Annotated in this window: 7 protein-coding genes; all 7 read left to right on the forward strand. The window is 44.9% G+C overall.

Translation table 11 applies throughout. The annotated features are described in order from the left end of the window. Positions 1 to 124 precede the first annotated feature (124 nt). Complete coding sequence (locus tag AM279_RS01710; RefSeq protein ID WP_082344161.1) at positions 125 to 8,239, forward strand: LamG-like jellyroll fold domain-containing protein; 8,115 nt, start codon at positions 125 to 127, stop codon at positions 8,237 to 8,239. Between the two features lie 115 nt (positions 8,240 to 8,354). After that, entirely contained in the window at positions 8,355 to 9,041 is a 687-nt protein-coding gene (locus AM279_RS01715; protein ID WP_054405947.1) for an NUDIX hydrolase, read from the forward strand. Positions 9,042 to 9,116: 75 nt separating this feature from the next. Beyond that, positions 9,117 to 9,947 carry a ribose-phosphate diphosphokinase gene (gene prs, locus AM279_RS01720; RefSeq protein ID WP_054410058.1) on the forward strand — a complete coding sequence of 277 codons (831 nt, stop codon included), beginning with the start codon at positions 9,117 to 9,119 and terminating at the stop codon, positions 9,945 to 9,947. A 27-nt stretch (positions 9,948 to 9,974) separates the two neighbouring features. Further along, the gene (locus AM279_RS01725) at positions 9,975 to 11,426 is read left to right on the forward strand and encodes a nicotinate phosphoribosyltransferase (protein WP_054405948.1); all 1,452 of its coding nucleotides are present in this window, start codon (positions 9,975 to 9,977) and stop codon (positions 11,424 to 11,426) included. 160 nt (positions 11,427 to 11,586) lie between these two features. Next, complete coding sequence (locus AM279_RS01730; protein WP_054410060.1) at positions 11,587 to 12,183, forward strand: N-acetylmuramoyl-L-alanine amidase; 597 nt, start codon at positions 11,587 to 11,589, stop codon at positions 12,181 to 12,183. An 11-nt stretch (positions 12,184 to 12,194) separates the two neighbouring features. Then, on the forward strand, positions 12,195 to 12,848 hold the full coding sequence (locus AM279_RS01735; protein ID WP_054405949.1) for a hypothetical protein: 654 nt from the start codon (positions 12,195 to 12,197) through the stop codon (positions 12,846 to 12,848). Between the two features lie 83 nt (positions 12,849 to 12,931). Next, a complete protein-coding gene (locus AM279_RS01740; RefSeq protein WP_054405950.1) occupies positions 12,932 to 14,308 on the forward strand; it encodes an exonuclease domain-containing protein in 1,377 nt (458 codons plus the stop codon).

Genomic DNA, 14,308 nt, shown 5'->3' on the forward strand with positions numbered 1-14,308 from the left:
TTTCTCACACGTGTTCATATTTGCTTAAAACAAACATAAGCATTTGCATAAGCCTCCCGGTATGCCATAAACATACTTTTGCGACACGATTTTCAATTTAATTACTTTAAAACATCACAACCAGATGAAAAACAACTTGCTTTTTGGCTTGTTGGTTTCTCTGGGTTTGTCGTTTGGTGCTAAGGCGCAAACGTCCATACCCGGAGATTCCATCGTTCATGGTCCTATGATGAGCCCCGTGTATAACAACTCGGTGCGCGTATGGGTACTAACCAAGAACGACACAGGCTCTGGCAACACACTTAGTGTGGGCCTGTCAGGGAGTAACGCCCCTGCAACGTATTTAACCGGAACGGTGCACAACACAGATGACCGCCTTGGCTACAGCCTGCGTTCGTTTGAGTACACCGGCCTGGCAGAAGGTGTAACCTACACCGCAAATGTGCTTGTAAACGGCCAGCCCAGCGGCCGCACATCAAGTATTGTTAACAGCCAAAACACACTTGGCGATTTCTCTTTCCTTTCGGGCGGCTGCGCCAGGATTTACGACCTTACCCGTTGTATAGACCTGCCGGAGTCTGAATTCCACTTTAACGGCGACCCCGAAATTTTTAACGTTATGGCGCAGGAAGACAGCGATATGATGATATGGCTGGGCGATGCCGTATACCTGTTGGGACTTCAGCACGCCATGGGCCAGTGCCCTGATGGTGTAGACGACTGGGCTAATAAGGATATGGCGTTTGACCGTTACCTGTTTTACCGTCAGTATCATGACCAGCTTATTTCGGCAATGCCGCAGTTGGCTATTACTGATAACCACGACACAGGGCCAAACGAGTTTGACAAAAACATGCCAACCCTGGGTGAAATGCGTGATATTTTTAAAGACTGGTGGCCTAACCCGGAATATTTAGATACACCCGAAGGGCCGGGGCTTTACTCGTCTTATGTATATAAAGATGTAGAGTACTTTTTGCTGGACAACCGTAGCTACCGAGATGGTACACACCAGCACCTGGGCCCTGATCAGCTGGCATGGCTTAAGGCAGGCCTTTTAAACTCTACCGCTACCTTTAAAGTGCTTATAAACGGTACGCCGTCTTTTGAGCGCAACTGTGGTGGCCGTAACTTTTGTAACACAGTACAGGGTAACGAAGTTATACAGTACATTCAGGATAACAACATAAACGGTGTTATATCGCTAAGTGCCGATGTTCATGAGCAAAAATTCATGATTCGCGAGGGCGATGTAAAATACCCGCTGTATGATGTGCTTTCGGGCAACCTTAATTCAGATGTGGGTAACGGTGTTGTAAACGTTAACTACAACTCTGATTATGTGCTTACGGGCGTTAAGCAAACCTACCTTAAGGTATCGGTTTACGGCGAAGAAGACGACCGCAGGATGAAAGTACAGTATGTAGGCCTTGACGGTAACCCATACTTTGAGGAAATCATTCACGAAGATATGCTTACCAGCCAAAACAGCGATGCCCTTAAGCTATCGCTTGGCATAAACAATGATGTGGCCGATGCATCTGAATATGAGCATGCGCTAACCGCTACCGGCTATACGTTTGCCGAAGGCCGTGAAGGCGATGCTAACGGTGCTATACACGTAACAACAGCTACAAACCTTACTGCACCGGCTGGCCTTGCGCTTAACCTGCACGACAGGCCTTTTAGCCTTGTAACCTGGATAAACCCTGATAACATTCCTGCAAGTGGAGCTACTATTTTAAGTAACGGTGCAAACGGCAGTGGTGTAAGCATGGGTATTGATGGTACGGGTAAACTAACGTTTACTAACCACGGTGCTAACGTAACCTACACAAGCCAGTACAGCATATTGCCTAACGCATGGAGCCATGTAGTTTGGAAGTATGACAACGTAAGAAGGAAACTGTCTTTATACTACAATGGTTTCCTTATCCAGTCTTGGAATAACGTGCTTAGCCCTACAGCTTCTACAGCTGATGTAAAAATAGGCAATAACTTCCAGAACAAGCATTTTGTTGGCCTTATAGATAACGTTACCCTTTATGGCAGGATCATATCGGATATGGAAATCCTTAACGATGCCGATGTACAGTCTACACGTGGTGGTGTACTTAAAATGAGCGGTGCGCCTAACATGGCTGTTCCGGGCGATGCAGTAAACACAGCGCTTGCTAACGATTTTACAATTGAGTTCTGGGCTAAGCTTAACGGCGACCCGGGTTCTAACTACAAGATATTTGCCAGCAACGGCCGTATAAACAATAACACTACAGGTATATCTTTTGAATATCCTGACAGCAACAAGCTAAACGTGGTTATTGGTAACAATACTTCAGGCTGGAGCACAATAAGCGAGCAGGGTAGTGCCTGGAACGTGGGTGAATGGAACCACGTAGCCGTTAGTGCTACTAAAAACGGTACAATTAAGTACATTATTAACGGTGCACAGGTAACAGAAATTCCTTTTGGTGAATATATACCTAACTCGTGGGGCCTTGGCTTTGGTAAAAGCCCTGCCTATTCAGGTGGTATACATGCCGAAATGGATGAAGTACGTATCTGGAGTACAGCCCGTACCCTTGAGCAAATTCAGCAGGGTATGCACATAACCCTTAACGGGGATGAAGAAGGCCTTGCCCACTACTACAACTACAACACTGAGGAAGAAGAGGTAACTGCAATGGAAGACCTTGCAGCCGATACTGATATTACCCTTAGCGGTGGCCTTTTTGCACCTGCTACATCTCCGGTTAGTGCGCTTGATGCTACATATCGCGATGTTGTAACCGGCAAGTGGAGCAAAAACAACAACATTATCAATGCAGGCCTTAGTTTCCCTGATGCAATTACAAACTACAGCAGTAACATTGTGGTAGGTAAGCATAACGAAGCTACGGTTGCTGCCGTACCTGGTAATGAAGAAATGAGCTATGTAACCGGTGGCTGGAGGATAGACCCTGTAAACAACCCTTTTGCTACAGTTAAAATCAACCTGGCTGAGGCTATTCCTGATTTTGATACCGTAAACGACACGGCATCTGAATTCTTCCTTATAAAAGAAGAGGCAGAAGGCGAATTTGCAGTAGTTGCACAAGGTAACTACGACGGACAAAATGCTACTTTCTACAACACTAACCTTGCAGAAGGCACGTATAACGTAGCATGGACTAACAGCGACTTTACAGCAGGCCGTGGCGGTGCACTATCGCTTGCCGGTGGCCACCAGGTACAGATTCCGTATGCTGATATGAACGCTGTAGCCGAAGGTAACTTTACCGTAGAGTTTTGGGTAAATGTAACCCAGGACCCGGGTAACAACCAACCGCTTGTATCAAGCCACGGCAGGGTAAACAACCTTACAAGGGGCTTTACACTTGAAATGCCTGATAACAACTCTGTTTCGGCAACATTTGGTAACAATACGGCCAACTGGCTTAGCATTAACTCGGGCAGCGCACTAAACATAGGCGAGTGGAACCACATTGCACTTACTGCAGCACCGGGCCAGAATATTAAGCTATATGTAAACGGCGAGCTTAAGGCAACGGCAGATTATGCTGCTTATGCTGCTAACACAAACTGGAACTTTGCACTGGGCAGGAGCCTTAACTACAACAGCCAGACTACTTCTATTATGGATGAATTCCGTATCTGGAATGTAGCACGCACGCAAGAACAGATTGTAGCCGGTATGCACACCATTATAGAAGAGGGTAACGAAAACCTTATCTATAACTTTACCTTTAACCAGGACGATAACGGTACTATAGACAACACGGGTGTTAATGGAGACATTACCTATACCAGCGCTTCTATAATAGATTCTACAAGCCCTGTGGCTGAAGTAGACCCGGCTTTCCCTAATGAGGTAACCGGTAACTGGAGTGTAACTAACGAAACCGCTAATGGCCTTTACCTTTCTACGGTAATAAACAGCTATGTGCAAAACGTGGTTATAGGCAGTAACAACAACACTAACATTATGCCGCTTGGCGATGTAGAAGATACATCATACCTTGCCGGTGGCTGGCACCTAAATGCCCTTGGTATTGACAATGCCAACCTGCAGGTAAGCCTTGCAGAAGTATTTGCAAACCCTGAGCAAACTAACGCTACCGTACAGGAATACCTACTACTAAAAGGCGATCCTGCCAGCAACTACGAAGTTGTGGCTACAGGTACTGCCGAAGGCCTGTTTGTAAACTTTGAAAACGTAGCGCTTGACCTGGGTAACTACTACCTTGCGTTTGAAACTGATATTGACGCTGTAATTGGTGAACAGGGTGGTGCCCTTAGCCTTGCACAGGGCCACCAGGTAACCATACCAAAAGAAGGCGTAAACGAAGCACTTTCGGGTCCGTTTACTATAGAGCTTTGGGGCCGTCTTACGGCTACAGCCGGCGGTAATACCAAGCTTGTAGGATTTACAAACTTTGGTGGTGGTAACTTTGGCTGGGAGCTTGAATTCCTGGGCAACCAAACACTTCAAACCATTACCGGCCAGGGTGCAGGTGGTGGCTGGAACTCGCTAAACTCTACACACGTGTGGTCGCACAACGAGTGGAACCACGTTGCGGTAACTTTCGTGCCAAACGGAGAGTTTAAATTCTACATCAACGGTGAACTTATGGATAGTACACCTGTAGGTACTTTCGCCCCATGTACAAACAACCTGGCCTTTGGCAGGAACATTGCAAACAATGCACCTACACAAAGTGATATAGATGAATTCCGTATATGGACTGTGGCTAAAACGCAGGAAGAAATCCGTAGGGATATGTACCTTACAATACCTCAGGGTACAGAAAACCTGCCATACAACTATACCTTTAACCAGGACAACAGCGGCTACCTTGTAAACAGTGGCAGCACGGCTGTAGAAGTAGCGTATACTGCTGCAAGCATTATACCGGCTACAGACCCTGTAAGGGATATGGAGGCAGATTTCCGCACAAAAGTAGCGGGTAACTGGAGCCTGATGAACGATACCCGCAACGGTTTATACCTGGCAGATGTTATTGCATCTACAGATAATAACGTTGTTGTAGGTAAAGAAGCAGGTACAGAGATACTTGAGCTTCCTAATACAGATAATGCTGATAAGAAATACCTTAACAGCCGTTGGAAATTTGAATCGCTATTCATAGAAAGCGGTGTGGTAAAGGCAGACCTAACCAAAATTTTCAGCAACCTGTATGATGTAAATGTACTGGCTAACGAATACTACCTTATACAGGGCAACCCGCAAGGTACTTATAACGTTATTGCAACCGGTACTAAGCAAAACAACATTGTAACGTTCTCTCAAATAACGTTTAACGATGAGCCTGTATACCTTGCATGGTTAACCGATACTACTTATCCTGTAGCCGGTTTCCCTATGGCGCCGCAAAGCCTTTGGAAGTTTAACGACCTTGGCCAGAACCTGGGTACAGAGTGGAAAGAAGCTGATTTTGACGACAGCAACTGGTATTTTGGTAACGGTATCCTTGGCTATGGCGATGGCAACGAAAGTACGTTGCTTAGCTATGGTACAGATGCTCAGAACAAGTACCCAACCACTTATCTAAGGCATACGTTTAACGTAGAAGATGCATCAGAATATGGTTCGCTAATATTTGATGTACTTAGGGATGATGGTGTTGTAGTATATGTAAACGGTGTTGAAGCATTCCGCAACAACATGCCTGAAGGCGATATTACTTACAACACGTATGCTTCTTCTCAAATAGGTGGTATAGATGAAACTACTTATATAGAGGTTATTACCGAAAATATGCTGCAGGATGGTGAAAACGTAATTGCAGTAGAGCTTCACCAGGGCGCTGCTAACAGTTCAGACCTTAGTTTTGATATGCAGCTTAGGGGTCTTCCGCCGGAACTTGAAGTTACAACTTACCCAATACCAAAAGACAACGATTGGCATTACCTTGATAACGGTACAAGCCTTGATGATGTAGAGTGGGGTGTGGCTACTTATACTCCGGGATGGCTTTCAGGTAAAGCGCCGCTTGGTTATGGCGACCCTGTAAATACTGTAATTAGCTATGGTGCAGATGCATCTAACAAATACATTACGTCTTACTTCTACAGAAACGTAGATGTTGAGCTGGCTGATATGACCGATATGGTAGAGTTTGGCCTTAAGCGCGATGACGGTGCTATTGTATATGTAAACGGTGTTGAAGCATTCAGGGAAAACCTTCCTGAAGGCGATGTTAACTACCAGACACATTCATCTACAGTTGTAGACGGAGCTGATGAAAACAGGTATTTTGTACACTTTGTACCTAAAACCATGTTTGTAGAGGGCGTTAACAGGATTGCGGTAGAAATACACAACCGCGACGGTTCAAGTTCAGACCTTAAGTATGACCTGTATGTAAAGAACGCGCAAGACCTAAGCGTAGAGTGCGATGCTCCACACATATCTTGCTTTACTTCAATCAACCCAACAGGCCAAACGCCTCAGCTATTAATATCTACGGCGCACCGCTTCCAACAGATATTTAAAGAAGGCAGTAACTATACCGAAGGTACTAACACAGTGCCGGGTAACCATGACTATACTGCTTATGTGCCGGTAGAAGGCAGCAGCGAAACAGGTTACCTTTCGGTTAACCACGAAAACAACCCGGGTGGTGTAAGCATGCTTAACATTCACCTTGATGAGGAAAACAACAGCCTTTGGGTTATAGACCAGTCAAGGCAGGTAGACCTTTATAATGCCGACCTTGTAACTACTAACAGGAACTGTAGTGGTGGTACTACACCTTGGGGTACAATTGTTACAGCTGAAGAAGCTACAGATGGTGGCGATGCCAATGGCGATGGCTACCAGGATGTAGGCTGGCTTGTAGAAATAGACCCTGCAACTGCCGAAGTAATGGAATATGGCAACGGCAAGCAGGAAAAACTATGGGCTATGGGCCGTATGAACCACGAAAACGTGGTGGTTACGCAAGACGGTACTGCTGCTTACTATGGCGAAGACGGTGGTACACATTGTGTGTACAAATTTGTACCTACAACACCTGGACAGCTTTATTCTGGTGCGGTGTATGTACTTAAAATGGACCTTGCCCTTTCGTCAGACGAGCCAAGCTCATCTACAGCTACATGGGTACAGGTGCCTAACACTACACAAACAGACCGTAACAACCTTAACTCGTTAGCCGCTACCCTTGGTGGTACTAACTTTAACGGTGTTGAAGACTGCGAAATAGGTCCTGATGGTAAAGTTTACTTTACTTCTAAAGGTAAAAACCGTGTTTACCGCTTTAAAGACGACGGCGAAACCGTAAGCGAATTTGAAGTGTTTGTGGGTGGTATGAGCTACCCTATAGAAACCGAAGGTGGTACGGTAACTGAGGCTTGGGCCGATGGTAACGACAACCTTGTGTTTGATGATAAAGGTAATATGTGGGTGTGCCAGGATGGTGGCCGTAACTATATTTGGGTTATTGCTCCAGACCACAGGCAGGATGCGCCTAACGTTAAGATATTTGCCTCTATGCCGGCAGGATCTGAGCCTACAGGCCTTACCTTTACGCCAGACTTTAAGTATGGTTTCTTCTCTGTACAGCACCCAAGCGGAGGCAACACTGCCCAGCAGGATGCTACTTTTGGAAACGTAACGTTTAACTCATCTGCATCGGTAGTGTTCTCACTAAGCCAGTTCCTTGGTGCACAGGCTCCTGATACTGACTTTGTTGCCAGCCAGGTAACGGTTAACACAGGCCAGCAGGTAACGTTTACTGACCTTACCACAAACAACCCTACCGCATGGCAGTGGACGTTTGAAGGCGGTACACCGGCTACTTCAACAGAGCAAAACCCGGTTGTTACGTATAACACGGCCGGTACTTATGATGTTACCCTTGTTACTAACAACGTGGCAGGTAACAGCCAGGAAAGCAAAGCGGAATATATACTTGTTGAAACTACAACGGGTATTGATAACCCAATTGCCGAAGGCACTGTAAAAGTATACCCTAACCCTACAACAGGTAAGGTAACTATTTCAGTAACAACCAATGTGGCAGGCGAAAATGTTTCACTTGAAGTATATGATATCCTTGGAAGGATAGTTTCAGAAAAGAAAAACATCCAAACCATTGGCGGAAGCCAGGATATAGCGCTTGACCTTACTAATATTGTAGGCGAGCAGGTACTTATCATCAAGCTAAAAATTGGTGATGCTACAGGTACTTACAAACTACTTAAAGTAAAATAAGCTTTAGTATTTAGTTTTTAGCAGGGCTGCCGGTAGGCAGCCCTGCTTTTTTTATATCATGCTCTATAAATATGCCTGTAAGTAGTATTTTTGTTGTAAGGTTAAGTTTTATTCCATGATCCAAAATATAAAAATAGCGGTAGATGCCGTTGTATTTGGCTATAACGAGGGGCAGTTGTATGTACTGCTCATCCAGCAAAAATTCAGCGGGCAGGACCCCTACTGGGCGCTGCCGGGTGGCCTTGTAAAAGATAATGAGCCGCTTAGCAATGCTGTTAGGCGCGAGCTGATGGAAGAAACCAATGTAACCATAAAATACCTTGAGCAGCTGTATACTTTTGGAGACGACATATACCGCGATTCGCGCAACAGGGTAATTTCTGTAGCCTATTTTGCGCTTATAGACCCGGCCGAAACCCATATTAAGGCCGATACCGATGCCGAAAATGTGCAGTGGTGCGCAGTAGGAGAGGTACCCGCACTGGCTTTTGACCATAACGCCATTGTAACCATGGCACTGCAACGGCTAAAGGCAAAACTGGGTTACCAGCCCGTGGGGTTTGGCCTGCTGCCAGAGTATTTTGCTTTTTCAGATCTTGAAAACCTGTACTGCACCATTTTAGAAAAAGAAATAGACAGGCGAAACTTCCGTAAAAAGGTATTAAGCTTTGGTTTTGTTGAGGAAACCAATAAAATTTCAGATAAAAAAAATGGGCGTCCGGGTAAATTATATCGCTTTAACCAGCAGAAATATAATCAGTTAATTAACGAGGGAATGCACTTTGAAATAAAGTTTGTGTAAAAAATACGCAAAATTATTTTGCAGGTAAAATAACTCATGTATATTTGCGTATATATAACGCAAAATGTAATTCTTATGTTTACGCTAAATTTAGACCCCAATTTTACACCTTACACTGCTACTGCGCTGCCTCATAAAACATTTACATTTTATGGTGGCGAACCTCACATAAAAATTGAGGAGCATTTTGATACATCACAAATTGTAACCATTACACACCGTCTTAACAGTTTTAACGCGTTAGGGGAGGTTTGTATAGCGGCCGATGCCCTTAGGCGCATGGGTGTAACCTGCATAAACCTTTGTATACCTTATTTTCCGGGGGCAAGGCAGGACAGGGTTATGGTGCCCGGGGAGCCGCTTACGGTAAAAGTATATGCTACTATAATCAACAGCCTTGGTTTTGGCAAGGTAACCATATTCGACCCGCATAGCGATGTTGCACCGGCACTTCTTGATAATGTTGAGGTAATCAGTAACCATGCTTTTATAAGCCAGGTAATACAGCTTATTGGCAGCCCTGTTAAGCTTATAGCGCCGGATGGTGGGGCACTAAAGAAAATATACAAGCTTTCGGCCTACCTGGGTGTGCATGATGTTACCGAATGCGGCAAAAGCCGTGATGTGGCTACGGGCAAATTAGGCGGATTTAAAGTATATGAAGAAGACCTTGCAGGCGCTGATTGCCTTATTGTAGACGATATTAGCGATGGCGGCGGCACCTTTACCGGACTTGCCGAAGCCTTAAAGGCCAAAAATGCCGGAAAACTATACCTTGCTGTTAGCCACGGTATCTTCAGTAAAGGTTTTGATGTACTTGCGCAGTCATTTGAAACCATTTTTACCACAAACTCTTTCCGAGATGTAAACCATCCTGTGGTTAGGCAAATACAGCTTTCATTTTAATTAAACCAATCTCAAAACTACTTCTATATGAACCCACTACTTTTAACAGACGGATATAAAACAGACCACCGCAGGCAGTACCCTGATGGCACCACACTTGTATACAGCAACTGGACACCCAGAAAATCACGCATTGAAGGTGCAGAAGAGGTAGTGTTTTTTGGTTTGCAGTACTTCATTAAAAAATACATACTACAGGATTTTGAGCGTGATTTCTTCAGCCGCCCTAAAGATGAGGTAGTGGCACGCTATGCCCGCCGTATAAACAATTACCTTGGCGAAAACCAGGTAGGCTCAGATCATATAGCGGCCCTGCACGATTTAGGTTATATACCCATGGTGTTTAAAGCATTGCCCGAAGGCGCAAAGGTGCCGGTGCGTGTACCTATGTTTACCATGTACAATACACTGCCGGAGTTTTTCTGGTTAACCAATTATTTCGAAACCTTACTTTCTGCCGTGGTATGGATGCCGTGCACATCAGCCACAATAGCAGCGCGCTACCGCAGTGTGCTTGATGCCTATGCAGCCGAAACATCATCTGTGCCGGAGTTTGTAAACTGGCAGGGGCACGACTTTAGTATGCGCGGCATGGCGGGCATAGAGGCGGCGGTTAGCTCTGCTGCAGGCCACCTCTTAAGCTTTACAGGCACCGATACGATACCGGCAATAGACTTTTTGGAAGAATACTATAACGCCAATAGCGATACAGAGCTGGTGGCAGGCTCGGTTGCTGCCACAGAGCACTCTGTAATGTGTATGGGCACTAATGAGGGCGAATTTGAAACATTTAAAAGGCTGATATGTGATGTTTATCCTAAAGGTATTGTATCAATTGTTAGCGATACGTGGGACTTGTGGAAAGTACTTACCGATTACCTGCCACGCCTTAAAGATGTTATTGCAGGCCGCGATGGTAAAGTGGTGGTACGCCCTGATAGCGGAGACCCGGTAGATATATTATGCGGTAACCCAAATGGTAAAACCGTAGAAGAGCAAAAAGGCGTTGTAGAACTGCTTTGGGATACCTTTGGCGGCAGCACCAACAGTAAAGGTTACAGGGAACTGATTCCGCAAATTGGGGCTATTTATGGCGATAGCATAACCATAGCCCGTGCCATAGATATTTGCGAAAGGCTTAAGGCAAAAGGTTTTGCAAGTACCAATGTAGTGCTGGGTATAGGTTCTTACACCTACCAGTACAACACACGCGATACCTTTGGTTTTGCCATGAAAGCTACCTATGGCGAGGTAAACGGCCAGGGTCGCGAGATATTTAAAGATCCGGTTACTGATGACGGTACTAAAAAATCGGCTAAGGGGCTTATTAAAATTGTAAAAGAAAACGGCGCATACACTCTTATTGACCAGGTTAGCTGGGAGGAAGAGCGCACCGGCGAACTGAAGGAAGTATTCCGCGATGGGACATTGCTGGTAGACCAAAGCCTGGCTGAAATACGCAGCAGGGTACAGGGATAATGATTTAACAGTAAGTACCGTTTATAAGCCGTTGTATGAATGTTATCGATAATTTAATGACAGTTAGTGGTTTAGAAGGTTAAAAACAGTAAATTTGGTACAAGGCATACTCCTTACCTGTGCCGGTTTACTAAAATATAACCAACAAAAACCAACCAACATGATTGTATTACTTGATAACGGACATGGCGGCCTGATAAACGGTGTTTATCAAACGCCCGGCAAACGCAGCCCCATTTGGGCAGACGGCAGCCAGCTTTTTGAAGGCGAGTTTAATCGCGCTATTGTAAACGGTATTATAGAGCAGCTTACAGTCCTTAAAATACCTTATGTAAATATAGCGCCGGAGTATACAGATATTACGCTTGAAGAAAGGGTAAAGCGTGCAAACAGCTACTACGGTTCGCCATGCTTTTATGTTAGCGTGCACTCTAATGCCGGCGGAGGTACGGGCTCAGAGATATTTACCACGCCCGGCCAGACAAAGAGCGATAGTATAGCTACCGTTTTTGCAGGGGTGTATAAAGAGGTATTCCCTGAGCGGAAGTTCAGGGCCGATTTAAGCGATGGCGACCCTGATAAGGAAGCTAATTTTTATGTGATTAAAAACACCAAAATGCCTGCTATATTAACAGAGAACTTTTTTATGGATAACGAAGACGAATGCAAAAACCTGTTAATGACAAAAGCAGGAAGGCAGCGCGTTGTAGACTATCATGTAAAAAGTATCGTTAAAGTAAAGCAACAACTATTTTAAATTACTATAATATGAATTTTTCCGTTAGCGAATTTTTAGTTACCGAGCAGGCTTTTGACCCTGTAAATGACAAAATTGCCATTGTAATTGACGAATTCGAGCTAAAAAAGAACCCAGACTGGCCTTTTCGTTATTCTGAGCCATATATTGTTTCTATGGCTATAGACCAAAATGGCGCTAATAACCCGGCCATAGATTTTAACGTGTTGCCTTTTCCTAATGTAAAAAAAGGCGATATTGTAAACTTTGGCGGTCAGGGGCACCTTATTTATGGCCCTGCCAATCCGGGCGAATTTGTGGCCTACAGCGTTTTATATATGGAAAGCGACAGCGATATGCGCAGCCTGGGCGAAGCCATCCAGGAAATTATACAAAGTGAGGCCGCTAAAAACGGCGCTGCGGCACTGTTGGCGGCTAACCCGGGTTTTGCCACGGCAGGGAGGGTTTTGGGCGACCTTGCCCTTATTATAGCCGACAGGCTCAAAAAGAATAAAGATGATGAGTTGTTCCGCCAGAACGGCACACTGTTGCGCGGTACCGATGTTCCGTATGATATAAAAGTGCCTTTTGAGAGCAGCAACAGCTTTATACGCTCTAAAATATCGGTAATACCACTATCATCGGCATTAACAGCCGCTAAAGATACCGGGGAGATAAAACTGTAATACTCTTCGTTCATAAAAAGCTAAACCTTTAAATTTAAGTATTTAAAGGTTTTTTCTATTTTTGGCATTCAGCTTAAGATGCAATGAAAAGGGAATATGCAATAGTAGATATCGAAACCACAGGCGGCAATGCCGCCGGTAGCCGTATAACCGAAATTGCTATTGTAATTCACGATGGAATTACTGAACTCAGCCGTTTTGAAACCCTTGTAAACCCTGAAAAAGAAATACCCCTGCCCATTTTTGCCCTTACGGGAATTACTAATGAAATGGTGCGCCATGCTCCGATGTTTGATGATATAGCAGAACAGGTATTCCAACTGCTTGACGGGAGGGTATTTGTGGCGCATAACGTTAATTTTGACTACTCGTTTATTCGCCACCAGCTGGAGCAGGCAGGGTTTAAATTCACAGCCCGCAAGCTCTGTACAGTACGCGCTACCCGAAAGGTAAGGCCGGGCCTGCATTCTTACAGCCTGGGCAACCTGTGCCGCTCGTTAAGTATACCCATAGAAAGGCAGCACAGGGCAGGGGGAGATGTTAATGCTACCGCAATACTATTCAAACAGTTACTGGCTTGGGATACTGAGGGTGAGATAGAAAAAATGCTCAAAAAAGCGTCTCAGGATCAGCGGCTTCCACCCAATTTACCTCCGGCCGACTTTGAGCAGCTGCCCGAAAACCCCGGTGTATATTACTTTTATAACCGCGAGCGCAAGGTGGTATATGTGGGCAAGGCGGTTAACCTTAAAAAGCGTGTGGCATCGCACTTTAGCGGGCATAAGGTTACGGCCCAGCGGCAAAATTTTCTTCGGGATATTTATGGAATTTCGTTTGAAGTATGCGCTACCGAGCTTATGGCATTACTATTGGAATGTACTGAAATCAAGAAGCTTTGGCCGGTTTACAATACTGCCCTTAAGCGGTTTGACGCTAAATTTGGCCTGTACCAATATGAAGCGCGAAGTGGCTATAAATACCTTGCAGTAGGTAAACTTGCTAAAAACCAGGAGTGTATAGAAACCTTTCACTCAGAATATGAGGGTATTAACCTGTTGCGCACCCTTGCCGAAAAATATACTATAGACTACAGGTTTTGCAAATACGGCCGCCCATCTGATGAAGAGGCTTATAAAGGCCATGGGCTTATGGATTTGCCTGATGTTGATTTGCATAATCATCAGGTTAATAGTGCAATAACATCACTTTTACAGGAAAAGCCCAGTTTTGCCATTATAGATAAAGGCCGTACAGCCGATGAGCGCAGCTGTATCTGGGTAGAAAACGGCCGTTTTTATGGCATGGGTTATGTTGCTGCCGATGTAGCTTTTTCCCAACCAGACGAGGTAAAGGAATATGTAACACCTTATAAAAGTAATGGTTACATTATGCAATTGCTGTATGGCTTTGCTGCAAAATATCCCAAAAAGGTATATCAGGCCTCATTTTCAGTAATATAA

Source organism: Flavobacterium akiainvivens (assembly GCF_001278115.1).
Classification (GTDB): Bacteria; Bacteroidota; Bacteroidia; order Flavobacteriales; family Flavobacteriaceae; genus Flavobacterium; species Flavobacterium akiainvivens.